This window comes from Leifsonia sp. 21MFCrub1.1 (assembly GCF_900107895.1).
In the GTDB taxonomy this organism is placed as follows: Bacteria; Actinomycetota; Actinomycetes; order Actinomycetales; family Microbacteriaceae; genus Leifsonia; species Leifsonia soli.
This window is the reverse complement of sequence record NZ_LT629867.1, coordinates 1,729,452-1,752,231: the sequence shown is the minus strand read 5'-3', so window position 1 is coordinate 1,752,231 and position 22,780 is coordinate 1,729,452. Positions and strand designations below refer to the sequence as shown.

Annotated in this window: 28 protein-coding genes; 16 read left to right on the top strand and 12 right to left on the bottom strand. The window is 71.0% G+C overall.

The features are described from left to right. Positions 1–60: 60 nt before the first annotated feature. From BLW09_RS08320 to BLW09_RS08300, 5 genes are all read left to right on the top strand, one after another. Positions 61–813: a methyltransferase gene (locus BLW09_RS08320; protein WP_089910988.1), complete on the top strand. Its 753-nt coding sequence runs from the start codon at positions 61–63 to the stop codon at positions 811–813. 51 nt (positions 814–864) lie between these two features. Further along, entirely contained in the window at positions 865–1,932 is a 1,068-nt protein-coding gene (locus BLW09_RS08315) for a zinc-ribbon domain-containing protein (RefSeq protein WP_089910985.1), read from the top strand. Positions 1,933–2,071: 139 nt separating this feature from the next. Continuing rightward, positions 2,072–2,500: a VOC family protein gene (locus tag BLW09_RS08310; RefSeq protein WP_089910982.1), complete on the top strand. Its 429-nt coding sequence runs from the start codon at positions 2,072–2,074 to the stop codon at positions 2,498–2,500. 23 nt (positions 2,501–2,523) lie between these two features. After that, a complete protein-coding gene (locus BLW09_RS08305; RefSeq protein WP_089910980.1) occupies positions 2,524–3,078 on the top strand; it encodes a universal stress protein in 555 nt (184 codons plus the stop codon). Between the two features lie 50 nt (positions 3,079–3,128). Beyond that, on the top strand, positions 3,129–3,785 hold the full coding sequence (locus BLW09_RS08300; RefSeq protein WP_089910977.1) for a YrhK family protein: 657 nt from the start codon (positions 3,129–3,131) through the stop codon (positions 3,783–3,785). 27 nt (positions 3,786–3,812) lie between these two features. Here BLW09_RS08300 and BLW09_RS08295 read toward each other — a convergent pair whose 3' ends face one another. After that, positions 3,813–4,037: a hypothetical protein gene (locus BLW09_RS08295; RefSeq protein ID WP_231947136.1), complete on the bottom strand. Its 225-nt coding sequence runs from the start codon at positions 4,035–4,037 to the stop codon at positions 3,813–3,815. A 117-nt stretch (positions 4,038–4,154) separates the two neighbouring features. On the opposite strand from BLW09_RS08295, the gene BLW09_RS08290 reads away from it, so the two are divergent. Then, a complete protein-coding gene (locus BLW09_RS08290; protein WP_089910971.1) occupies positions 4,155–5,042 on the top strand; it encodes a class II glutamine amidotransferase in 888 nt (295 codons plus the stop codon). Positions 5,043–5,064: 22 nt separating this feature from the next. Here the strand turns inward: BLW09_RS08290 and BLW09_RS08285 are convergent, their stop codons facing one another. Further along, positions 5,065–5,553 carry an FBP domain-containing protein gene (locus BLW09_RS08285; protein WP_089910968.1) on the bottom strand — a complete coding sequence of 163 codons (489 nt, stop codon included), beginning with the start codon at positions 5,551–5,553 and terminating at the stop codon, positions 5,065–5,067. A gap of 252 nt (positions 5,554–5,805) precedes the next feature. After that, the gene (locus BLW09_RS08280) at positions 5,806–6,216 is read right to left on the bottom strand and encodes a hypothetical protein (RefSeq protein ID WP_089910965.1); all 411 of its coding nucleotides are present in this window, start codon (positions 6,214–6,216) and stop codon (positions 5,806–5,808) included. Between the two features lie 180 nt (positions 6,217–6,396). Between BLW09_RS08280 and BLW09_RS08275 the strand changes: the two genes are divergently transcribed. Beyond that, positions 6,397–6,786 carry a RidA family protein gene (locus BLW09_RS08275; RefSeq protein WP_089910963.1) on the top strand — a complete coding sequence of 130 codons (390 nt, stop codon included), beginning with the start codon at positions 6,397–6,399 and terminating at the stop codon, positions 6,784–6,786. Positions 6,787–6,859: 73 nt separating this feature from the next. On the opposite strand, the gene BLW09_RS08270 is transcribed toward BLW09_RS08275, so the two are convergent. Further along, positions 6,860–7,072 carry a hypothetical protein gene (locus BLW09_RS08270; RefSeq protein WP_089910960.1) on the bottom strand — a complete coding sequence of 71 codons (213 nt, stop codon included), beginning with the start codon at positions 7,070–7,072 and terminating at the stop codon, positions 6,860–6,862. A gap of 212 nt (positions 7,073–7,284) precedes the next feature. Between BLW09_RS08270 and BLW09_RS08265 the strand changes: the two genes are divergently transcribed. The 4 genes from BLW09_RS08265 to BLW09_RS08250 all read left to right on the top strand — a co-directional run bounded on the left by BLW09_RS08265 (position 7,285) and on the right by BLW09_RS08250 (position 11,222). Then, the gene (locus BLW09_RS08265) at positions 7,285–9,150 is read left to right on the top strand and encodes a bifunctional diguanylate cyclase/phosphodiesterase (protein WP_089916717.1); all 1,866 of its coding nucleotides are present in this window, start codon (positions 7,285–7,287) and stop codon (positions 9,148–9,150) included. A gap of 193 nt (positions 9,151–9,343) precedes the next feature. After that, positions 9,344–10,087 (top strand): class I SAM-dependent methyltransferase, encoded by a 744-nt coding sequence (locus BLW09_RS08260; RefSeq protein WP_089916714.1) that lies wholly within the window; start codon positions 9,344–9,346, stop codon positions 10,085–10,087. A 91-nt stretch (positions 10,088–10,178) separates the two neighbouring features. Next, the gene (locus BLW09_RS08255; protein WP_089910958.1) at positions 10,179–10,541 is read left to right on the top strand and encodes a YciI family protein; all 363 of its coding nucleotides are present in this window, start codon (positions 10,179–10,181) and stop codon (positions 10,539–10,541) included. Between the two features lie 315 nt (positions 10,542–10,856). Then, positions 10,857–11,222, top strand: a complete 366-nt coding sequence (locus BLW09_RS08250; protein ID WP_089910955.1) for a VOC family protein — start codon at positions 10,857–10,859, stop codon at positions 11,220–11,222. Positions 11,223–11,238: 16 nt separating this feature from the next. Here the strand turns inward: BLW09_RS08250 and BLW09_RS08245 are convergent, their stop codons facing one another. From BLW09_RS08245 to BLW09_RS08235, 3 genes are read right to left on the bottom strand one after another with little or no spacing between them, the layout of a single operon-like run. After that, the gene (locus BLW09_RS08245; protein WP_089910953.1) at positions 11,239–12,477 is read right to left on the bottom strand and encodes an acyl-CoA dehydrogenase family protein; all 1,239 of its coding nucleotides are present in this window, start codon (positions 12,475–12,477) and stop codon (positions 11,239–11,241) included. Between the two features lie 57 nt (positions 12,478–12,534). Then, on the bottom strand, positions 12,535–13,743 hold the full coding sequence (locus BLW09_RS08240; RefSeq protein ID WP_089910952.1) for an acyl-CoA dehydrogenase family protein: 1,209 nt from the start codon (positions 13,741–13,743) through the stop codon (positions 12,535–12,537). Then, positions 13,740–15,161 carry an LLM class flavin-dependent oxidoreductase gene (locus BLW09_RS08235; protein ID WP_089910949.1) on the bottom strand — a complete coding sequence of 474 codons (1,422 nt, stop codon included), beginning with the start codon at positions 15,159–15,161 and terminating at the stop codon, positions 13,740–13,742. The genes BLW09_RS08240 and BLW09_RS08235 overlap by 4 nt, the downstream gene beginning before the upstream one ends. Before the next feature lie 184 nt (positions 15,162–15,345). Between BLW09_RS08235 and BLW09_RS08230 the strand changes: the two genes are divergently transcribed. Genes BLW09_RS08230 through BLW09_RS08220 form a run of 3 tightly spaced genes read left to right on the top strand, consistent with a single transcriptional unit; the run spans position 15,346 to position 18,444 of the window. After that, on the top strand, positions 15,346–16,680 hold the full coding sequence (locus BLW09_RS08230; RefSeq protein WP_089910947.1) for an ABC transporter substrate-binding protein: 1,335 nt from the start codon (positions 15,346–15,348) through the stop codon (positions 16,678–16,680). Then, positions 16,677–17,618, top strand: coding sequence for a carbohydrate ABC transporter permease (locus tag BLW09_RS08225; protein ID WP_089910944.1), 942 nt, complete (start codon positions 16,677–16,679; stop codon positions 17,616–17,618). The genes BLW09_RS08230 and BLW09_RS08225 overlap by 4 nt, the downstream gene beginning before the upstream one ends. After that, a complete protein-coding gene (locus BLW09_RS08220; RefSeq protein WP_089910940.1) occupies positions 17,611–18,444 on the top strand; it encodes a carbohydrate ABC transporter permease in 834 nt (277 codons plus the stop codon). Before BLW09_RS08225 ends, BLW09_RS08220 begins: the two co-directional genes overlap by 8 nt. A 1-nt stretch (position 18,445) precedes the next feature. On the opposite strand, the gene BLW09_RS08215 is transcribed toward BLW09_RS08220, so the two are convergent. Beyond that, positions 18,446–19,252 (bottom strand): SRPBCC domain-containing protein, encoded by an 807-nt coding sequence (locus BLW09_RS08215; protein WP_089910936.1) that lies wholly within the window; start codon positions 19,250–19,252, stop codon positions 18,446–18,448. A 76-nt stretch (positions 19,253–19,328) separates the two neighbouring features. Here BLW09_RS08215 and BLW09_RS08210 point away from each other — a divergent pair, with 76 nt between their 5' ends. Further along, positions 19,329–19,796, top strand: a complete 468-nt coding sequence (locus BLW09_RS08210) for an SRPBCC family protein (RefSeq protein WP_089910934.1) — start codon at positions 19,329–19,331, stop codon at positions 19,794–19,796. Positions 19,797–19,820: 24 nt separating this feature from the next. Here the strand turns inward: BLW09_RS08210 and BLW09_RS08205 are convergent, their stop codons facing one another. Continuing rightward, complete coding sequence (locus BLW09_RS08205; protein ID WP_089910932.1) at positions 19,821–20,264, bottom strand: ester cyclase; 444 nt, start codon at positions 20,262–20,264, stop codon at positions 19,821–19,823. Positions 20,265–20,341: 77 nt separating this feature from the next. Here BLW09_RS08205 and BLW09_RS08200 point away from each other — a divergent pair, with 77 nt between their 5' ends. Beyond that, positions 20,342–20,953, top strand: a complete 612-nt coding sequence (locus BLW09_RS08200; protein WP_089910928.1) for a TetR/AcrR family transcriptional regulator — start codon at positions 20,342–20,344, stop codon at positions 20,951–20,953. A 25-nt stretch (positions 20,954–20,978) separates the two neighbouring features. Here the strand turns inward: BLW09_RS08200 and BLW09_RS08195 are convergent, their stop codons facing one another. From BLW09_RS08195 to BLW09_RS08185, 3 genes are all read right to left on the bottom strand, one after another. Continuing rightward, a complete protein-coding gene (locus BLW09_RS08195; RefSeq protein WP_089910925.1) occupies positions 20,979–21,221 on the bottom strand; it encodes a hypothetical protein in 243 nt (80 codons plus the stop codon). A 276-nt stretch (positions 21,222–21,497) separates the two neighbouring features. After that, positions 21,498–21,905 (bottom strand): arsenate reductase ArsC, encoded by a 408-nt coding sequence (locus BLW09_RS08190; protein ID WP_089910922.1) that lies wholly within the window; start codon positions 21,903–21,905, stop codon positions 21,498–21,500. Between the two features lie 52 nt (positions 21,906–21,957). Then, entirely contained in the window at positions 21,958–22,755 is a 798-nt protein-coding gene (locus BLW09_RS08185) for an NAD(P)H-binding protein (protein WP_231947135.1), read from the bottom strand. Positions 22,756–22,780 lie beyond the last annotated feature (25 nt).

The following is a 22,780-nucleotide window of genomic DNA, read 5'->3' as shown; positions in this document are numbered from 1 at the left end:
TGCGCTCGGCGGACCGGGGCGTCGCGGTGCCCGGGGGCCGGGCGTGGATAGGCTGGCCGCATGCCCGAGGGACCGTACCGCTGGTTCGTCTACGCCGAGATCGCGCTTGCCGTCGTGACCTTCGTCGCACTCCTCTTCATCGTCGCGCCGTACGGCGGCCGGCACGGGCGCGCCGGTTGGGGGCCGACGGTGCCTGCGCGGGTCGGCTGGGTCGTCATGGAGGCGCCCGCGTCCATCCTCTTCGTGGTGTTCTACCTGCTCGGATCGCACCGCTTCGATCTCGTGCCGCTGCTGTTCCTCGCGCTCTGGCTGGTGCACTACGTCTACCGGGCGTTCGTCTACCCGTTCTTGATGCGCTCGGGGTCGCGCATGCCGGTGCTCGTGATGCTGCTGGCGATCGGGTTCAACCTCCTGAACGCGTGGGTCAATGCGCGCTGGATCTCCGAGTACGGGAGCTATCCCGTGTCGTGGCTGGGGGATGGGCGGTTCTGGCTCGGCGTCGTCCTGTTCGCGGCCGGGTTGACGCTGAATGCGCGCTCGGACCGCACGCTGCGGCTGCTGCGGCGGTCGGGAGGCGGGTACCGCATCCCGCAGGGAGGCGGGTTCCGCTACGTCTCCAGCCCGAACTACCTCGGCGAGATGGTCGAGTGGACGGGATGGGCGATCGCCACGTGGTCGCTCGCCGGCACCGCGTTCGCGCTGTACACGTTCGCGAACCTCGCGCCGCGGGCGTTCGCGAACCACCGCTGGTACCGGGAGACCTTCCCCGACTATCCCCCCGAGCGCCGCGCGCTCCTCCCGTTCGTGCTCTGAGCCCCCGCAATGACGGTGGTGCGTCCTACCCTCGGGGTGAGGAGGGATGCCGTGCCGGAGAGCGTCGAGCAGTGGTGGGCGCGCCGCCAGTGGTCGAAGGGCGTCGCCGTGCCCTACGAGGTCGGGCGCTACCGCACCGACTGGGAGCGGTACCCGGTGCTGGTCCGGCAGTACCATCCCGACCTCAACCACGGGATCACCCTCACGCAGGTTCCGCCCGCGGCCGACGTCTACCTGGTGTGGGAGTGCGACTCCGGCCACCGGTTCGTGGCCACCCCCGAGGAGCAGCGTGGCCGCCCCGGCGGCACGCGGCGCCGCTCGGCGTGGTGCCCGCGATGCGCCGAGGCCGCCGTCGCGAAACCGGTGCGGGCGGCGGAGCCGGATGCCGGACTCCACCCGTGCGGTCACGCCCGCGACCTGCGACGCATCGAGAACGACCCGCAGGATGATCGTTGCTACCTCTGCCGCCGGCTCGATCGCGAAGCGCTGACGCGAGAGCAGCTGGTGAGCATGGCCGCCCCCGGATCGCGCGTCGCCGTGTCGAACGCGAACAGCACCGCCGGCACGTACGCCTGGCAGTGCACGGCGGGGCATCCGTCGTACCAGACCAGCATCGAGCGCATCCTCGGCGGCCGGAGGTGCCCGATCTGCCGCCATGCCCGGGCCGGAGCGGATGCGGTGCCGGTGGGCGAGGCGTTCGTCAGCCGCTGGGCCCCTGCGCCGGCATCGGCAGCGGAACCCGAGCTCAAGAGACGGCTCGGCGAGCGGCTGGACATCGACCTCTCCCCGAACGCGGTTCGCGTCGCGAAGCCCTTCCACTCGCACCTCGAAGTGTGGCCCGACATCCTGCTGCCGGAGCTCCGCGTCGCCATCGAGTACGACACCACGGGCCGGCACGGCCTCGAGCACGTCGGCCCGCGCGAGGCCTCGGACCGCCGCAAGGACCGGCTGCTCCGCGCCGCCGGGTGGGAGGTTGTGCGCGTCCGCTGCGGAGCGCTGCGGCCGATCGGCCCCTACGACGTGCACGCGGGCGGAATCACCGACGCGCTGGTGGAGCGGATCGTCACCCGGCTCGGCGAGATCCGGGGCGACCTGTTCGTGGCGGCGTACCTGCGCTGAGGGCCTGCGCTGAGTACCTGCGCGGAGTACGCATGCCTTCTCGCGCGCGAAGGCTCTGGTATCCGGCTGCGGCTGCTCGCTACGCTGGGCGGCGAACCGGCAGCCACCGGCTCTCCGGAGCTCTCACGAGGAGGACACCATGCCGTCGACACTCAACCCGTACCTCAACTTCCGTGCGTCCGCGCGCGAGGCGATGGACTTCTACCAGTCCGTCTTCGGCGGAGAGGTGCAGCGCAGCACCTTCGCCGATTTCCAGATGGCGCAGGACCCGGCCGACAACGACCTGATCATGCATTCGCAGCTGCAGACCCCGGGCGGCTTCACGCTCATGGCTGCTGACGTGCCCGCGCACATGGACTTCACGCCAGGCAGCGCGATCAGCATCTCGCTGAGCGGCGACGACGAGGCCGAGCTCACCGGCTACTGGGAGAAGCTCGTGGACGGCGGCACGGTGGTCGAACCGCTCAACAAGGCGCCGTGGGGGGACAGCTTCGGGATGGCTGTCGACCGCTTCGGCGTTCAGTGGCTCGTCAACATCGCCGGGGCGCCGCAGGCGGCGGGAGCCTAGGCGCGCGGCGGGCGGAGGCCGAGATGGCGGAGCCGGGCGGCCCGGACGCGGGTGCCGGGCCCGAAACGGAGAGCGATGCCCCGGACCTCCAGGGTGCGGTCATCGTCGGTGTGCACCGGGGGCAGGACCGGGCCGTGCTGGATGAGGCGGCGCGGCTGGCGGTGGAGTTCGGGCGTCCGCTGCTGTGCGCGTACATCTCGGAGGACAGCTACCTGACCGAGTGGGACCCGTCCGATGTCGCACAGGAGTCGCTGCATCCCACCGAGGTCGGGGCCGGAGAGGGCGAGGCGGTGCTGGCGCTGTCTGCCGCGATCGGCTCGGCGCTCGACGAGAAACCCGAACGGCCATCGAGCTGGGCCCTCCGGCTGCTCGCCGGCGACCCGGCCAAGGCGCTGGGGAGGCTGGCGGCCGAGGTCGACGCCCGTATCATCGTGGTCGGCACCCACCGGCGCGGCTTCTCGCACACCCTCGAGAACTGGCTGGCCGGGTCGGTCGGAGCCCACCTTATGCACGATCAAACGGTCCCGGTGGTCGTGGTCCCCGTGTCGAAGGACCGCAGCGAGCCGACGCTCGCGTGAGTCGAACGATGCCCTGCCGCCGCGTGCCCCTCGGGTCCTAGGCTTCGACCATGTCGGCAGAGCGTGCCATCCGACTCCGGCGGGAGGCCTGGGGATTCGCGATCGGGTCGTTGTTCTTCCTGGTCGGCGCGGTGCCGTACTACCAGAAGGCGGTGGGGCCGGTGGCCGCCGCCGTCACCTTCTTCGTCGGCGCCCTGTTCTTCACGGCTGCCGCTTTCATCCAGCTCGCGCTCAGCGGGCGCAAGCCTCCGCGGAGCGGGGGCGAACGTCCCGACCTGTTCGACTGGTGGGCCGCCGCCATCCAGTTCGCCGGCACGCTGTTCTTCAACGTCAGCACGACCGAGGCGCTCATCACCGCGGTCAGAGATGCGGCCCGCGTGGGGGACGGCTGGAGACCGGACGCCTTCGGCTCTATCTGCTTCCTCGTCGCGAGCGCTCTGGCCGTCGTCGCGACCGTCGACCGCGACCGCCTCTGGGATCCACGCGCCCGCACCTGGCACGGCACCTGGCTGAACCTGATCGGCTCGGTGCTGTTCGCGTTCTCCGCCGTCGGGGCCTACGTCATCCCGTCGACCGGCACGCTGGTCAGCCTGTTCTGGGCGAACGCCGGCACATTCCTCGGCGCCGCCTGCTTCCTCGTGGCGGCGGTGCTCAGCCGGCGGTCGATCCCGGTGCGGCAGCGGCGTCGTGCGGTCGCCGCGCGATGACTTCCGCCGCGCCATAAGCGCCGCCGTTCAGGAGCGCAGGGCGTCGAGAGCGGCCTCGAAGGAGCGGAAGTACGTGCGCTGCCCGGGCCGGCCGATCCGCGTCACCTCGAACATCCCGTCCAGCTGCAGGATGAAGCCGACAACGGTCGGAGCGCCCAGTTCGGCGGACCGGGTGTCGCTCACCCGCCACTCGCGGCTCGAGATCTCCGTCGCCTCCAGCGCCTGGCGGACGAGGCGTGCGCGCGTCTTCATGGCACCAGCCACGTGGACCGGGCGTTCCACGACCATCCCTTGACAGCTCCTGGGCGCCGTGATCAGCCTGCGCACCGGGCCGAAGTGGTGTATTCCCGCGGGCGCGGGAGCGGGGCTATGGTCAAGCCGTCCGCAGGGCCCACCACGTTCGAGGAGGTCGTCATGTGCCGCTGGCTCGCATACTCGGGGGAGCCCCTGAAACCCGCCGTCCTCATCCTGGACGCGCAGCATTCGCTGGTCGCCCAGTCGCTCAACTCCCCGCTCGGGGCGGAGACGGTGAACGGGGACGGGTTCGGCTTCGGCTGGTACCCGGAGGACGCGGGCAACGGGAACATCCCCGCGCTGTTCCACAGCATCGAGCCCGCCTGGCATGACGAGAACCTCCGCGAGCTGACCAACGCCATCGCCAGTCCGCTCTTCTTCGGTCACGTGCGGGCCGCGGCCGGACCGCCCATCCAGCAGTCGAACTGCCACCCGTTCCGCCACGAGAACTGGCTGTTCATGCACAACGGCTTCCTCGACGGTTTCTCGGTCATGAAGCGCGATCTCGCGTTCGCCGTCGATCCCGAGCTGTTCCCGCTCATCCAGGGCACGACCGACACCGAGACCCTGTTCTATGTCGCACTGACGATGGGGCTGATGGACGACCCGGTCGCCGCGCTCGGACGGGCACTGCGGTTCGTGGAGGAGACCGGGCGCAAGCACGGCATCCGATTCCCGGTGCAGGGGACCTTCGCGGTCTCCGACGGGTCGCGGATGTGGGCCTTCCGCTACTCGACCTCTCAGCGCAGCCGGTCGCTGTTCCACTCGGTCGCCGTGCCGGAGCTGCGGGAGATGTTCCCGGACGCCGCGCGGCTGGAGCTGTTCGGCGACCACGCCAAGGTCGTGGTCTCGGAGCCGCTCAACGACATGCCCGGCGCCTTCGTGGAGGTGCCGGAGAACACCGTCGCGGTGCTCGACGACGACGGCTACCGGCACGAGCCGTTCCTGAGCGAGGCGGCCTGACGGGGCCGCCTCGCTCAGGCCGTCACTCGTTGACCATCACCTTCCGGACGAACGCGTCGACGTGCTCGCGGAGCGCCTCGATGCGCGCCTGGCGGGCCGCCTCGACGTCGAAGCCGACGTAGGCGGTCGGCGGCCGCTTGCGCACGTTGGCCGAGCACTGGAACTCGGCACAGACCAGCGTGCCCAGGGTGTTGCCGTTGCGGCCGGCCTTCCCGGCGCGCTTCGCGATGAAGAAGAGCACGTCGTTGGGCAGGTGCACGTCGTCGCACCAGGAGCACTGCGGGCGCGACCGGACGCGGCCCTCCGCCTGCCGGAGGAGGACGCCGACGGGTGCGCCGTCGACCTCGGCGACGACGTACCCGAAGGCCGGGAGCCTGCGGTCGCGCCAGCCGAGGAAGTCGATGTCGTCCCAGGCAACCTGCGCCAGGTCGGGAAGGGTGAGTTCCTTGCGCTCGCGCTGGGACGCGTTGACGAAGGAGGAACGGAGCTGCTGCTCGGTCAATGGATGCATGAATGAACGCCTGACATGTCGTGGAATCGTCATCGGTCGAACCGATGGGAAGGGTCCGCTCCGCGGGCATGCCGCAGCAGCGGTACGCGCCGACGGCGCGCAGGATCACCGAAACAGGGTCAGAACGCTCTGACGCCGGCGCTCAGCGCGCCGACGACCTCCAGACGCCCGGTGGCCGCGGAGGCGGCGAGGGGCAGCGAGACGAGCGGGTTCACGCCTCCACTCTATCGAAGGCTGTCAACCCGGCGCCGGTCAGGCCCGACGGAAGTGCGGGCGCGCCGCCGGCAGCCACATGAGCACACCGGCCGCGATGACGATGAGCACGACGAGGATCCCGAGCAGGTCGCCGGTCAGCAGCGATGAGATGAGGCTGAGCAGGACGACCGCGCCGATGACGGTGAGCACGATGCGCGCCCAGTTCGCGCCCTTGAGGAGGAACACGGCGAGGAAGACGCGGAGCGCGGCACCGATGAGGGCGCCTCCGACCGCGCCGGCCACGACTCCCGCCGCATACGGGGTGTCGGAGGTCGGCCCGGCGAACAGGCCGGGTGCCATCAGCGCGAACGCGATCAGGCTCACGACCGTGCTGGCGATCCAGAGCCAGAAGGACGCGGTGACGACGGTCGGGGCGGTGCGGGCGGCGGCGGAGAGCGGCTGAGACACGGTGGTTCCTCGGGGTCGGGACGGTTGCGGCGGAGCGCGTCGTCCGCCGTTCTTCTTTCCTATCGGCAGGCGCGCCGTCTCCGTCAGCAGAGGGGGAACACCCGTACCCGACGGGAGAGGCGGCATCCCCGGTGTCGGGCGTCGGCGTCAGACTGGAGACCTCACCGGAGAGGACGCGCCATGACCGAGACACCGACCCCCGTCGACCCGCCCGGGCTGTACCGCAGCCCGGCTTTCGCTCAGGGGATGATCGTCCCGCCGGGCCCGCTGCTGTTCGTCGGCGGACAGAACGGGGTGGATGCGGAGGGCGCCCTGCTCGACGGCCTCGCCGCGCAGACGGAGCAGGCGCTGCGCAACCTCCTGGCCGTCCTCGCCGAGGCGGGAAGCGGTCCGGAGCAGGTGGCGAAGCTCACCATCCATCTGGCCCCGGGAATCGACCCGACCGATGCGTACGGGGCGACGCGGGCCGTCTGGGGCGACCACCGGACGGCGGTGACGGTCCTGGCCGTCGCTCCCGCCCGGCCGGGGGCGCTGGTGGAGATCGACGCGGTCGCAGCCGTTCCGCGCTAGCTCGGCTACTGGCCCCGCTCGGCTACTGGCCCCGCTCGGCTACTGGCCCCGCTCGGTTACTGGCCCCGCTCGGCTACTGACCCCGTTCGTCTGGGCCGTCGAACTCGGACAGCTCCTCGACGACCACGTCGCCCTCGAGCGCGGTGTCGTCACGGCCCTCGTCGGCCGCGTCGTCGCCGGTCGGGCCGCGGAAGGCGCCGGTCCCTTCGTCGAGGGTGCCCTGGCCGTCGGGGTAGCCCGCGTCGTCCGGGTACTCGGAGCGGTCGGTGTTCGCTGTCTCGTCCATGTCGTCCTTCCGTGTCGTGTAGGTATCATCCACCGCCGGGGCTCCCCGGCACACCCCCGGACGGCGCGTCGCGCGACGTCGGAACGGAGGGGAGGTGCGGCGGGTCTGCGCCCACCTGGGTCACGGGCCGGCCGGGACTGGGTTAGGGTCGTGTGGTGGTGGATGGTGGTGTGGTTCCCGACGCGTCGGAGCTTCGGCGGCTCGAAGAGTGCGTGAAGGAGCCGATCCGTACGCCGGGCCGCATCCAGTCGTTCGGGATGCTGCTGGTCGTCAACGTCGCGACCTACGAGATCGTGACCGCGAGCGAGAACGCGGCGCACTGGCTGGGCCGTTCCGTCTCGGAGCTCGGCAGCCCCACCCTCGAATGGAGCATCGCCGCGGAGACGCACGGCGACCCGGTGCGCGTCGACCTGCAGGGCGAGCCGTACGACGCGGTGACGCACCGCCTCGGCACGCAGGTCGTCATCGAGCTGGAGCCGGCGACCGGCACCCCGGACCTCCCGACCGCCTCCGTCGTCGGTGCCATCCGGTCGCTGGGGCTCGTCGCGAGCGCGGAGGAGCTGCGCCAGGCAGCGGCCGAGGAGGTCAAGCGGATCAGCGGGTTCGACCGCGTCATGGTCTACCGCTTCTTCGACGACGGCCACGGCGAGGTCGCCGGTGAGGCGTCCGAGGCCGACATGGAGTCGTACCGCGGCCTGCACTTCCCGGCATCCGACATCCCGCAGCAGGCGCGCTCGCTCTACCTGACCAAGCTGTCACGGCAGATCGTGAGCACGGAGGACCCGGGAACGCCGCTGGTCTCCGTCGACGAGAACGTGCCGCCGCTCGACCTCAGCTGCGGGGAGCTGCGAGCCGTGTCGCCGCATCACCTGCAGTTCATGCGGAACATGGGGCAGGCGTCCACGGTCTCCTTCTCGCTCATCGAGGACGACCGGCTGACCGGCATGATCACCTGTGCGCACCGCACCGAGCGACGGATGCCCATCCTGCTCCGCCGCGCTCTGGAGGTGCTGGCCACGCAGCTGACCCTGCAGCTGACCGCGCTCGAGTCGATCGCCCGGCTGCGCCGCGACCTCACCATCCGCGAGCAGCGGGCGGCGGTGCTCGCGGGCATCCCGTCGTCCGACGACGCTCTTCTGACCCTGGTCGATGGCGGCGCCGAGCTGTGCCGGCTGGTGGGCGCCGACGGCGCCGTGCTGGCTCTGGACGGCGTCAGCCGCAGCATCGGCGATGTCCCGCAGATCGACCGCAGTCTGCTGCTCTCCGCCGTCGGCATCGAGCCCTTCCACACGAGCGAACTGCAGCGCACCCATCCCGCTCTCGCCGCGCTGATGCCCGGGTTCGCCGGACTCCTGGTCGTCCCGGTCGGAGCCCACGGCGTCCTGCTGTTCTTCCGCCACGAGGTCACGCAGGTGATCCGCTGGCTCGGCGACCAGACCCCGGAGAACCGCGACACCGCGCTCTCGCCCCGCAACTCCTTCTCGGAGTGGCGGCAGAGTGTGGAGGGCACCGCGCTGGCCTGGGGGTCGATCCCCGAGGAGGGGCGCGAACTCGGGCGCGACCTGGCCAGGGCACTCGACCGCCGCCAGGAGGCGCGACTCGCCCAGCTGGCGCTGATCGACCACCTGACGGGGCTGCACAACCGCCGTTCCCTGGAGCACCGCCTCGAGTCGGCGGTCGTGGATGGGCAGGACGGCGTGCTGCTCTTCCTCGATCTCGACGGTTTCAAGGCCGTCAACGACCGGCACGGCCACGAGACCGGCGACGCCGTGCTGCGGGCGGTCGCCGAGCGTCTCACGGGCGGCAGCCGGGCGTCGGACGTGATCTCGCGTCTTGCGGGCGACGAGTTCGTGGTGCTCAGCGTCGGGGTCGCCCAGGAGGACGGCGAGCGTTTCGCGGCGCGGCTGGTGCGCGAGATCGCCCAGCCCATCGACACCGCTCGCGGTCCGATGACCGTCACGGCGTCGTGCGGTGTGCTCCCGCTCGGAGCGGGGCTGACGGCGAAGCAGCTGCTCGACGCGGCCGACGCCGCCATGTACCGCGCGAAGAAGCAGGGACGCAACCGCGTCTCCCTCTGATCCGTGGCCGGAGCGGCGCCGGCGCGTGCCCCGGCACTGCCGCATCCGCCGTCTTTCGCGGTCGCCCGCGCATCCGGCACGATGACCGTGCGCATGGTGGGGGAGACGGGATCCGTGCGCAGAGGTGCCCGGCGCTCTCCGTCGCGGCGGGCACCTCGCCACCTCGGCGCTGCGCGCGGGTATCGTCGGGCGCATGCCCGACCCGATGCACTTCGATCGGCACGCCGACCTGTATGAACGCGCCCGGCCGCCGTACCCCGCTGCGTTGTGGGAGCGGCTCGATGCGCTCGGGCTGCTCGTGCCCGGCGCTCCCGCGCTCGACCTGGGCGCCGGAAGCGGGCAGGCCACGCGGGGTCTGGTCCGGTCCGGGATGGAGGTGACCGCGGTCGAGCCGGGCGCGGCTCTGGCGGCACGGTTGCGGGAGCGGCTTCCGAACGTGCGGGTGATCGTGGCGTCGGCGGAGGAGACGGTCCTCCCCACCGCCGCCTTCGAGCTGGCGACCGTCGCGACCGCGGTCCACTGGTTCGATCTCGGCGTGGTGCTGCCGAAGCTGCACGCCGCGCTGAGGCCGGGTGGCCGCCTCGCCGTATGGCGCAACGCGTACGGGGACGCCTCGGTGCCGCAGACGGCCTTCCGTGAGCGCGTGCAGGCGATCGTCGATCGGCGAAGCGCTCCGCCGCGGCCGGGACCCGATGAGTCGCAGACGTCGGAGTGGGCACGACTGCTGGAGGCGGGAGGGCTGTTCCGGGCAGCGCACGTCGAGGAGTTCGCCTGGGCGGTCGAGCTGGACGAGGAGGGCGTCCGCAGCCTGTTCACCACCTTCAGCGACTGGTCGGAGAGCGAGGCGGACCAGGCCGCGCGCGCGGTCCGCGATCTCGGCGGCACGGTCATCGAGCACTACCGGACGCCGCTGATCGTCCTCGACCGCGTCGCCTGACGCCGAGCGGATCCGCTCGATGCTGTCGATTTCGGGCGCACCCGTTCGACGCCTGGTTGGAAGATGATCCGAGAACAAGGAGGCAGGGCAGATGAGCCAGTTCATCATTCTCATCCAGGGGGACGCGAACCGCTGGAAGACGATGTCCGCGCAGGAGCGCGACGAGATCGACACCGCGCACCGGGAGTTCTGGCAGAAGGCCGGGGATGCCGTCGTGGCGTCCGGAGAGCTCCAAGGGCCGGAGACGGCGGTGACCGTGCGACGCGGCGACGACGGGCAGCCGGTGGCGGTCGACGGTCCGTTCACCGAGGCGAAGGAGGTCGTCGGCGGGTTCTACGTCATCGACGTCGCGGACCGGGAGGCCGCCGTCGCGCTGGCAGCCGGTCTCGCCGAGGCCCGGCACGACCACAGCGGAGTCCAGGTGCAGCCCCTCGTCGACCACAGCGCGGGCTGAGCGCCGCACGCGCCGGGTGAATCGCGCCGGGTGAATCGCACTGTCCGCATCGCGCTGCGCGCTTCGAGGGGGGAGAGGGGTTTCCCGGGATGCCGTTCCTGCCGCGTCGGGTTGAGACGTCTTCGCTAAGAATTCGTTTCCGCGTCGGTCCGGCATCCCCGGGCCTCGACAACGCTAACCCGCGGGCACTTCTGTCCTCAATTCGGAGGACAGAAACCGTCAAGAGTTGACGGGGGACGGCTGTTCCGGGTGGGGGCGGGCGTCGCATCCGGCTGTTCGGTTGCTAGCCTGAACGCCGAGAGCGAGGAGGTCGCGATGGGCGTCGAAGGCATCGGCGGGCTGTTCATCCGCAGCCGGGATCCGGAGGCGCGCGCGGAGTGGTACCGCCGGCATCTGGGCATCGCGGCAGGCTCGGACAGCGTGTGGGAGCAGCAGGCCGGGATGACGGTGTTCGCGCCGTTCCCCGCCGACTCCGACTACTTCGCGGCCGATCAGCCGTTCCTGCTCAACCTGCGCGTCACCGGGCTGGACGAGCTGGTGGCGGCACTGGAGTCCGACGGGATCGCGGTCGAACGCAGAGCCGAGTGGGACGGCGAGTACGGCAGGTTCGCCCGGCTGCACGACCCGGAGGGTCTGCCCATCGAACTGTGGGAGGCGCCGGCGGAGGACGCCGGCGCCTGATCGTGCGGGCCGCGCGTCAGCTCGCGGTGCCGATCTGCCAGATGTACGGCGGGACCGTGCCGTTGACGCTCCAGTCGCCGACGATGCGCGCTTTGTAGACCCACGGGTTGTGCGAGGCGACGGTGCGGGCGTTGCGCCAGTGCCGGTCGAGTCCGGCCGCGCGGCTGACCGCGGAGGCGCCCAGCGTGTCGAAGAGGCGGGTCGCGGCGAGCGGGACCGACTGGCTGAGCACGATCTGCGCCTGCGCAGAGGCGATCTCCGCACGCACATTGGCCGCGTCGTCCTCCGCGCTGCCACGCAGGGATGCGGTGGCGGCTGCGGCGTCGAGGGCGTCGCCCACGGAACGGACGAGCGACCGGGCGGTGAACGCGACGGCCGAGATCTCGCCGATCACGGCCTGCAGCTGCCCGTCGTCCTTCGCCAGCGGCGCGAGGCCGTGGCTGTACACCCGCGTGCGGGCGCGCAGCGCTTCGCCGGCCTCCCGCTCGGTCGCCTGGGCGATCCCGGCCAGGACCGTCACGAGCACCCACTGGTAGAGAGCCGTCTGGTAGCGGAACCGATCGGCGAACCGGAAGACGTCGCCCGCTTCGGCGACGGCGTCGTCGAAGACGGCGGTCCCGGTGCCGGTCAGCTGCTGGCCGAAGCCGTCCCAGTCGTCGCGCACCGACACTCCCGGCTGGTCGACCCGCAGGAGGACCGTCGCGTCGGAGCCGTCGGCGTCCTTCGCGGTCGCGTCGATCCAGTCGGCGTACAGGCTGCCGGTCGTGTAGAACTTGCGGCCGTCGACGCGGGGGCCGTGCGGGGTGCGGCGGATGCGGGTGCCGGAGTCGCCGAGCCCGACCGAACCGGTCTCGCTCCACGCGTTCCCCACGATCTCGCCCGCCGCGAACCGCGCAAGCCAGGTGTCGCGCGCCGGGGACGCGGGAGCGGTGAGGCGGTCCTCCACGAACGCGAGGTGTCCGCGGAAGATCTGCGGCAGGTTGGAGTCCGCGGCCGCCAGCTCCACCAGCACCTCGCCGAGCTCGGCGAACGACAGCCCGGCGCCGCCGTGCTCGCGGGGCACGCGCAGGGCGCCGAATCCCGCGTCAGCGAGCTCGCGCACGACGCCGGTCGGCAGCTCGTGCTCCCGCTCCCGGCGCGATGCCGTGCTCCGCAAGCGCTCCAGGATCGGCTCCAGCCGTTCGAGAGCCCCGGCGGCGGTCGCGGGCGGGGCGAGCCGAGAGCCGGCCGGTGCGGTGGTCGTCGTGTCGGTCATGTCGCTCCGTTCAGGTGCGGGTGGATCAGGTGCAGGGCGGATCAGGTGCGGTACGGATCAGGTGTACAGGGAGATCGGCTGCAGGTCGCCGTTGACGTAGTACGCGCCGACCTCGAGCTTCTTGTAGTCGACCGGGTCGTGGAGCGTGTGGGTGCGCACATTGCGCCACCACAGGTCGAGTCCGACCGAGGCACGAGCGGAGCTGGAGCCGGTGACCTCGAACACCCGCGTCGTGACCTCGATCGAGACTTCGGTGGAGACCACCTTCAGCCGCGCGATGCGCTGGGCGAGGCGGCCGCGGTCCTCCGCCGTGACGTTCTCGCCCGCGTCCACGACGGCGTCGAACTCGCGGCCGACGGCGTCGGCGAGGGCCTCGACGGCTTCGATCCGGGACAGCAGCTCGCCGAAGACACGGAGGACGAACGGGTCCTCCGCGTAGCGGTCCACCCCGGAGAGGAACCACGAGTTCGTCCGCGCGAGGGTGAGCTCGCGTGCTTTCGCGAGCGCGCCCTCCGCGATGCCGAGGTAGAGGTTGCCGAAGGCCAGCTGGATGCCCGGCGTGATCAGGGTGGAGAACGGCTCGTCGCTCAGCTCCCCGAGGATGTCGGCCTCGGCCACCGCGACGCCGTCGAAGCTGACCGACCCGCTCGCCGACAGCCGCTGGCCGAGCGCATCCCAGTCGCCGTGGTACCGGATGCCGGGCCGGTCGTGGTCGAGCAGCACGAACACCGGCGTGCCCGCCCGGTCGCCGCCCGCGATCGTCGCGGCAGCGAGCACGATGTCGCCGGCGGAGGCGCCCGTCGAGAAGCGCTTGGTGCCGTCGAGCCGGTAGCGGCCGTCGCCGAGATCGGTGAGGGTGAGGTCCGGGTCGACGGGGTTCACCGAGTCGCCCCACACCCAGCGTCCGTCGATCGTCCGGCGATAGAGCTCCGGTTGCCGCTCCGGGGCGACCGCGAAGCCGATGTTGCCCGAGTTGATGTAGTGGTACGCGAGCACCTGCGCCACCGAGGCGTCGGCGCGCGACAGGATGCGGATGACCCGGAAGGCCGTCTCCCAGTGCGCTCCGCCACCGCCGAACTCCGCCGGGTCGAGCAGGTTGACGAGACCCGCATCGCGCAGGAGCTCCAGCTCGGCCGTCGGGTCGAGATTGGCGCGGTCCCGGTCGAGGGCGTCGACGGCGAGCCGCGCTGCGGCCTCGGTCGCGACGGCCTCCCAGTGGGCGAGCTCGGCGGCGTCGGCCTGGCCGGTCCAATAGCTGCGGGTCATGCTGCTCCTTCGGTCACGCGCCCGCGTCGGTCCGCGGCGCTCGGGCGGTCGCGGTAGGCACCGCGGTAGGCGTGCGCGGGATGCCAGGCGGGCACGACGGCGTCGCCGGTGCCGTTGAGGCGCCCCCGCAGGGTCGATCCGGGCTGGTCGTCGAGACGGCCGCGGGCGCGGAGCTCCGGGACCACCAGCTCGACGAACTCCTCGAAGCTCCCGGGCGTGACCACGTACGCCAGGTTGAATCCGTCGATGCCGCCGACGTCGATCCACCGTTCGAGCTCGTCGGCCACGCTCGACGGGCTGCCGACGATCACCGGGCCGATGCCGCCGATGCCGACGTACTCCGCGATGTCCCGCGCGGTCCACCGGCGATCCGGGTCGGCCGTCGTGAAGATCGACAGCGCGGAGCGGGCCGCGTCGGTGTCGATGTACTGCAGCGGCTCGTCGAGGGGGAGCTGCGACAGGTCGAGCCCGGACCAGCCACCGTAGAGCGCGAACGCGCCCTCCGTGGAGACGTACGTGCGGTACTCGGCCAGCTTCGCCTGCGCCTCCTCGTCGGTCGGCGCGACGATCACGGTCGCCAGCGTGAGGATCTTGACGGTGTCGGCCGGACGGCCGATCGCGGCGGCGCGGGCGCGGATGTCATCCGTCGCCTTCCTGGTCAGCTCCGGCGTGAGCCCGTTGATGAAGATCGCCTCGCCGTGCTTGGCCGCGAACTCCCGCCCCTTCGGCGACGCGCCGGCCTGGAACACGACGGGCGTGCGCTGCGGACTCGGTTCGCTCAGGTGGATGCCGGGCACCCGGTAGTGCTCGCCATCGTGCTCGATCGGGTGCACCAGGGCCGGGTCGGTGTAGACGCCGGATGCGCGGTCGCGGAGCACCGCGCCGTCCTCCCACGACCCCTCCCACAGCTTGTACGTGACGTCGAGGAATTCCTCGGCGATCCCGTACCGGTCGTCGTGCGCGATCTGCGTACGCAGACCCAGGTTGCGCGCAGCGGAGTCGAGGTACGAGGTGACGACGTTCCAGCCGATCCGGCCCTTCGTCAGATGGTCGAGCGTCGAGAACCGGCGAGCGAGCAGGTAGGGCTGCTCGTAGGTGGTCGCGACGGTCACTCCGAAACCGAGCCGCTCGGTGACGGCGGCCATCGCGCTGATCTGCGCGACCGGGTCGCCGAGCGGCACCTGCGCCGCGTCGAGCAGGGCGGGGGCGGCGGAGTCGCGGTAGACGTCGTACACGCCGAGCACGTCGGCGAGGAAGAGCGCGTCGAAGCCGCCGCGCTCGAGCGTCCTGGCCAGCGAGGTCCAGTAGTCGAGGTCGGTGTAGCGGTGCGCTTGATTGTCGGGGTGGCGCCACAGCCCGGGTGCCTGGTGGGTGACGCAGCTCATATCGAACGCGTTGAGGATGATTCGCTCGGCCATAGGTGCGGAACGCTAGCGGTTCGCACGGCAGCGGGCCAGCGCATGTGACGCCAGGTTGCGGCGCCGTAGCACGGCGTCACACTCGCTTGCGGCAAGGCCGGGGGAGTCCCTACCGTGACGACCCCCGGCATCCGGTACCCACCCTGCGATTCCCCCGTTCGATTTCCCCTCCCGAGGAGCATCCATGACATCCCGACGACGTTCCGCAGCCGCGGTCGCCGCCCTCGCCGCCGCAACGCTCGTGCTGGCGGGCTGCGCCGGCGCCTCGAGCGGCTCCGACGCCTCCACCGCATCCGGTGGCAAGAAGTTCGCCGGTCAGACGCTGACCGTCGAGATGATCTCGTCGCACGAGGGCGCGGCCAAGTGGCTCGCCGCCGAGTTCAAGAAGGAGACCGGCGCCACGGTCAAGACCGTCATCGTCCCCTACGACGAGATCGGATCGAAGATCGCGCTCGACCAGCAGTCCGGCGCGAACACGATCGACGCGGCCGCGCCCTGGTACGTATCGCTCGGCGATCTCGCCGCGGACGGCGCCATCCAGGACCTGTCGTCCTGGATCAAGGACGATAAAGCGCTGGACACCTCCGACTTCATCCCGTCGATCTACGACGCGTACAGCAAGGTCGGCGACAAGCGCTACGGCCTCCCGTTCGACGGAGACACGCACGTGCTCTTCTACAACACCGAGATCCTGGCCAGGAACGGCATCCAGGCGCCGCCGAAGACCTGGGACGAGTACCTGCAGGACGTCAAGACGATCACGGCCAACGAGTCGGCGCAGGGCGTGTACGGCGCCGCCGTCTTCGGGCAGAAGTCCCCGCTCATCCTCGGCGCGAGCTACGCCAACCGGCTGGCGGGGTTCGGCGGCGAGTTCCTCGACGACACGGGGAAGCCCGCCCTCGACTCCGCGGCCGCGGTCCAGGCCGCGCAGGCGCTGGTGGACGTCGACAAGTACGCCCTCCCGACGCCGGCCGAGACCGACTTCGGTGCGGGAAACAGCGCCTGGTTCGCCGGAAAGGTCGGCTTCATCGAGAACTGGACCGACCTCGGCGTCCGCTCGGAGGACCCGGCGAGCGACTCGAAGGTCGCGGGCAAGTGGGGTGTCGTGGCTCTGCCGACCGGTGGATCCAACACGACCTCCCGCGCATCGCTGGTCGCCGGCTTCACCTGGGTGATCACCGCGAACACGAAGAAGGCCGACCTCGCCAAGGCGTTCATCCAGTTCGCGACCTCGTCCAAGGTCAACGCCCAGCTGCTCGTCGCATCGCCGCCCACCGGGATCGACCCGAACCGGAAGAGCTCGCTGAACGACGCGACCTACGGCAAGGACTTCCCGACCATCCAGAACGTCAACAAGGCGACCCTGACGGGCTCGCTCGCCTGGCCGACCGGGAAGCACGCGACCGAGCTGGCGCAGGTGCTGACGGACGGCCTCGCCAAGCTGCTCGCCGGGCAGGGCGGCACGGCGAAGCAGACGATGGACGACATCCAGAAGAAGTGGGAGAGCATCCTTCAGTGACCGAGGTCACACTCGTCACCGACGCCGCCCCCCGGGCCGCCACGCGCACACCCGCGCGGCGCGGCCGGGCGGGCGGCGCCTGGGTGCGCCGGACGATGGTCGCCCCGACCGTGCTCGCAACGCTCGTGCTCGGGGCGTACCCGCTCGTCTTCATCGTGCTGACCGCGCTGTCGGAGTCGTCGCTCGGCCGTCCGCTGCAGAGCTGGGTCGGAACGGCCAACCTGACGGACGCGCTCACCGACGGCGACGTGACCGCATCGCTCGCGCGCAACGTCGTCTACGCCGTCGTGGTCTCGGTGGCGAGCGCCGTGCTCGGTGTCGTCACGGCGCTCGCGCTGCGCAGCGCGACGAGCCGCGGCTCGCTCAGCCGCACCCTCCTGCTGCTGCCGCTGATCACCCCGCCCGTGATCGTCGGGGTGCTCTGGAAGCTGATCTTCAACCCGTCGGGCGGCCTGCTCAACACGCTGCTGAGCCTGCTCGGGTACCACGGGGCGCCCGTCGCCGTTCTCTCGTCGCCGGGCTGGGCGCTCGTCGGGATCGGCGTCGCGGATGTGTGGGAGTGGACGCCGCTGATCGCGCTCCTCGTCTTCGCAGCCCTCCTCGGACAGGACCGCGAGGTCGCCGAGGCCGCGGCACTCGACGGCGCGCACGGGTTCCGCTTCTTCCGCAGCATCACGCTGCCCGCCATCGCGGGCACTATCGCCGCGGCCTTCCTCATCCGGCTGGTGCTCGCGTTCAAGGTGTTCGACCTCGTCTTCGTGCTGACCTCGGGAGGACCCGGCACTTCTACGAGCATGCCCGCCTACCTGATCTACCAGGCCGCCCTGCAGCAATTCGACCTCGGAAGGTCGTCGGCGATCACCCTGCTGCTCGCGGTGGTCGTGACCGTCGTGACCCTGCCCGTCATCCTCATCGCCCGGAGGCTCCACCGTGACTGACCGACTGCTCGCCGGCTCCCGCGACCGCCGTCCCGTCGCCGCGGTCGTCGTGCTCGTCCTGGTGCTCGCCGGGACCCTCGTCCCGATCGCCTACTTGGTGTCGGTGTCGCTGATGTCGCGCGCGGACGTGGGAGCCGGTCTCCTCGTCCCGGCGCATCCGCAGCCGCAGAACTGGGCGAACGCCCTCTCCGGCGGCCTGCTGCAGGGGGTCGCCAACTCGCTCGTGGCGGCTCTCGCCGGGGCCGCGCTGACGCTCGTGATCGCGGTCCCTGCGGCGTGGGCGATCACCCGCTATCGGGCGGGAGGGCGGACCCTGGCCGCGACCGTGCTGAGCCCGTGGCTGCTGCCGCCGATCGTCGCCGTCATCCCGCTGTTCACGCTGTTGCGGACGCTGTCGCTGAACAACACGCTTCCTGGGCTGACCCTGGTCTACGCCCTCTCGAACGTCGCGGTCGCCGTCTGGCTGCTCGAAGGCTTCACCCGGCGCATCCCCGCCGAACTCGACGAGGCCGCCCAGCTGGACGGCGCGGGAGGCTTCCGCGTGCTGGTCAGCATCGTCACCCCGCTGCTCGCCCCGGCGCTCGTCGCGGTCGGGATCATCGTCGCGGTGCTCAACTACAACGAGTTCCTGCTTGCCGCATTCCTCACCCAGTCGCCGGACTCCCAGACGCTGCCGGTCGTGCTGACGCTCATGCTGGGGGAGCGGATCACCGACTACGGCAAGCTCGCGGCGGCCTCGGTGATCGGGCTCATCCCCGTGTTCGCGGCCGCCGCGTTCTTCCAGCGCAGGCTGGTCTCGGGGCTGACCGCCGGGTCCACCCGGTGAGTCACGCGCGGCGCGCCACCACGTCCGCCAGGGCGTCGAGCAGCTGCGTCCACCCCGGTTCGAGGCCGGCGATCATGGGGGCGGCTGCAGCATCCGCGCGGGCGACCCGGATGGTGAGCTCCATCCGGCAACGCGTCCGGCCCGACAGGGTCAGCTCGTGCACTGCGTCGAACAGCGGCTCTCCGTCGGCACCCAGGGGCGCGAGCGTGAACTCCAGGCGGCGTCCCGGCTCTGCGGCGCTGACCGTGCCGGCCGAGGCGTAACGCGCGCCGTCGGCCTCGCGCAGCCGGAGCTCGACATGGCCGCCGGGAATCGCATCCAATCGGCTGTGCTCCACCTCGAAGTGGCGGGGAGCCCACCACTGGGCGAGGAGACGGGGATCGGTCCACGCCTCCCAGACCCGTGCCGGCGGAGCGGGGATGGTGCGACGGAAGCGCAGGATGGTCGCGTGACCGGCCGGGTCGTCGGAGATCCGCGCCTCGGTTGCCGCTATCGCGTCTGCATATCGCTCGAGGGCGACGTCGTCCGGAGTCGCCACCGACAGACCGCCGAGCCAGGCGGCGACCTCGTCGAGGGCGGCGCGGTTCAGGTATGCGAGTTTGCGCCGGCCCAGCCGGTGGATACGCACCACGCCGGCTGCTTCGAGTGCCTGGAGGTGCTTGGTCGTCTGAGGCTGGAGGGCGCCGAGGACGGCGGCGACCTCGCCGATCGTGTGCGGGCGGATGGCCAGCGTCTCGACGATCCGGAACCGCGTCGGTTCTGCGAGCACCGCGAGGATCGCGTGCACTCGGTCGCTTTCGACCGCCATCCGTTCCTCCGATCGATCAGTGCTTGACACATTCGTCGGCACGAATATATCGTGCGATCAAACGAAGGAGCAAATCATGGAAGCGATCGAACGGATCATCGCAGCACCAACAGAGACGGTCTGGGAACTGTGGACCACCCCGCAGGGCATCGGGCGCTGGTGGGCGCCGGACGGCTTCCGCACCGACGTGTCCGCACTCGACCTGCGGCCCGGGGGTGAACTCGTCTACACGATGACGGCGACGGCGCCCGAGCAGGTGGCTTTCATGGAACAGAACGGGCTGCCGCTGAGTACGGAGTCCCGCAAGACCTTCACGACTATCGAGCGGCCGACGCGGCTCGGGTATCGCTCCCTGATCGACTTCGTGCCCGGCCATGAGCCCTACGAACAGCTGACCGAGATCGAGCTCGAGCCCGTCGACGGCGGGACGCGCGTGATCATGAGGGTCGAGCCGCTGCACGACGATGTGTGGACCGAGCGCCTCCTGGCCGGCCGGGCGAACGAGCTGGACAACCTCGCACGCCTGGTTGACGCGGGGGAGTAGGTCGCCGGGCGAACGCGGCGCTGTTCACTGAGGCTGAGGGACCTCGATACGGCCGAGCTGGAGTAGGATCGCGAAGCGGTCGGGCACGCCCCAGTGTTCGACGATCCGCCCCTCAGCGACCCGTGCGACGTCGATGACGGTGAAGTGCACCGGCCGCGCGGTCGGCGCTCCGAGGAAGGGCCCCGTGTTGGTTCCGGAACCTTCGGCGCGCACCCAGACGATGTCGTCACGTTGAGCCCAGTCCCCGATGGTGAATCGGAGGTCCGGGAATGCCGTGTGTACGTCGGTCATGCCCTTCTTGACCTTGGCGATGGCTTCGGCGCCGGTCCCGGACAACCCGAGCTGGTGCTCGATCAGGTCGGGGGAGCACAGCTCGTCGACGATGTCGGTGCGGCCCTGGGCGAATCCCTCGTGGAGCATCCGCTCCAGGAGGACGACCGCGGCGGGTTCTGCGTGTGTGGTGATCATGGGAGACTCCCTCGTCTGCATGGATGCTGCGTTCACTGCAGTAGTACTGCATTGACTGCACCATTAGTATCGATCTCGTGAACGCCGAGGTCAAGACCGCATCCTCCTACCGTCAGGAGCAGGCGCAGCAGACGCGCTTCCGCATCGCGTCGGCCGCCCAGTCGCTGTTCGCACGCGACGGCTACGCCGTGACCAGCATCGAGGCGATCGCGAAGGAGGCCGGCGTCGGCACCCGCACCGTCTACGCCGCGTACGGGGCGAAGCGCGAGATCCTCAATGTGATCTGCGAGCTCTGGCTGGAGCGGGCGCGCGCCCGCGAGCTCGCGCGCGAGATCCTCGAGCTCACCAAGCCGGGGGAGCGGGTTGCGGGGGCGGCCCGCTGGTTGACGGTGCTGTACTCGACCGATTTCGACGTCGTGCGCATCCTCGACTCCGCTCTGGACGAGGATGCGGAGACTCAGGCCCTCCTGCGCTCGAAGCTCCGCGCGCGCAACCGCGTGATGGACGGCCTGATCGCCTCCGTGGAGGACGCGTTGGTCGTTCCCCTGGCCGAGGCCCAGGCGGTGTACCGCGCGTTCGCCGCGAGCGGCGTCTACCTCGAGCTGGTTGTCAACGCCGGGTGGACGCCGGAGCACTTCGAGCACTGGCTGGCGGCCACGCTCGCCGGTCAGCTGCTCGGAATGCGGTAACCGAGTCCGGTCGTCGCCCGCGCAGTCAGCGGTTGCGCGGGTCGCTCGGGCCGCCGCGCGTCCCCTTGTGCCCTTCCTCGATGATCCGCACGTCGTGCACGGTGACGCTCTCGGTCATGAGCAGGTCGAGCGAGGTGACGAACAGCCGCCCGATCTCCTCGGGCGTCACGTCCGGTCCGGGGACGTCGACGCGGAACCCCTGCGCCTGCAATCCGCCCTCATTCGAGAACGTCACCTCGGCGTCGAACACCGCGCGATACTGCGTCATCGTCCCCTCATCCCTCTCGTCGAGGCGAGCCTAGCCTCCGCCGATGCGCGGAAAACGGAGGACATCCCGCCTCCTGGACGGGCGGACGTCCTCCGTTCCGGCATCTCGGCGGCGTGTCGCCGCGGCATCCCCTCCGTTGAGGTTCGAGTGCGGGAACGGAGGAGATTCGGCAGCCAGACCCCGTGAAACGCCGGAAACGGAGGGGATGCGGGCGAGCGTGCTCGGCATCCCCTCCGTTTCCGACCGCGCCGGTCGCGGCACGGCGGGGATGCCGGCTCAGGCGACGGGCAGCAGCTCCGCGATGAGGGCCTCGACGCGTCGCTTGATCTCGTCGCGCACCGGACGCACCTGCTCCACGGGGAGCCCGGCCGGGTCGGTCAGGTCCCAGTCCTCGTAGCGCTTGCCGGGGAAGATCGGGCAGGTGTCGCCGCATCCCATCGTGATCACCACGTCCGACTCGCGCACGGCGTCCGTCGTCAGGATCTGCGGAGTGTTCCCCGCGATGTCGATGCCCTCCTCGGCCATCACGGCCACGGCGGCGGGATTGAGCCGGTCGGCGGGCTCGGAGCCGGCGGACAGCACCTCCACCCGGCCGCCCGACAGCTCACGGAGGTAGCCGGCGGCCATCTGGGAGCGACCGGCGTTGTGGACGCAGACGAACAGGACGGTGGGGCGGTCGGACACGGCGCTCTCGCAATCTCTCGGTCACCGTAATCATAGATGACCATCGATGCTTTCAACCAGAATGCACGGCCGCAGCGGCGACCGAGGCGACCCCGCGCGGTTCGCGTCCGAGGAGCCGGCGCAGGTCGTCCGTCTCGTGCCCGAGCACGCCCGCGGCCGCTGCCGCGTGCAGCGGCCCGAGGGGGCCCACCGCGTCCGGAGTGACCTCCCCGCTCTCGACCGGGCGTCCGAGCAGGCCGCTCAAGATCGCGGCGAGGGCGGGGTAGGTCCAGGCCGGTCCGCGCAGCTCCCAGAGGGCCTGTACCGGCGGAGCGGCGACCACGCGCGCGGCGGCCTCGGCGAGGTCGGCGATGGATGCGGTCGCCAGCGGGCGGGATGCGGTGGCCGACAGGATCACCCCGTTCCGCGCGTGCTGCAGGGCCGTCGTCACGAACGGATCGGTATAGAAACCGTTCCGGAGGATCGTCGCCCCGCCGCGCTCGCGCAGGGCCGCTTCCGTCGCCGCGTGGGCGGGGTCGTGATCGGCTCCGTGGACGCTCGTGTAGACGATGTGCTCGATGGATCGGGAGGCCGCGATCACGTCGCGGTGCTGCCGGAGGCGTTGCTCGGGGTCCAGCGTCGGACTGGAGATGAACAGCAGACGGTCGATGCCGCGGAATGCCGCGGCGAGGGCGGCGGGATCCGCGTAGTCGGCGAGCCGGGCATCCACCCCGGTCCGCCGCAGCCGGGCGGCCGCGCCGGGTGTCCGGACGAGAGCATGCACGCTCCCGGCGGGGTGGAGGGCGAGCAGGGATCGGACGGCCGCGCCGCCGAGGCGGCCGGACGCGCCGGTGATCAGGATGTGGGTCATGACGTGCTCCTTCACGAGACGACGA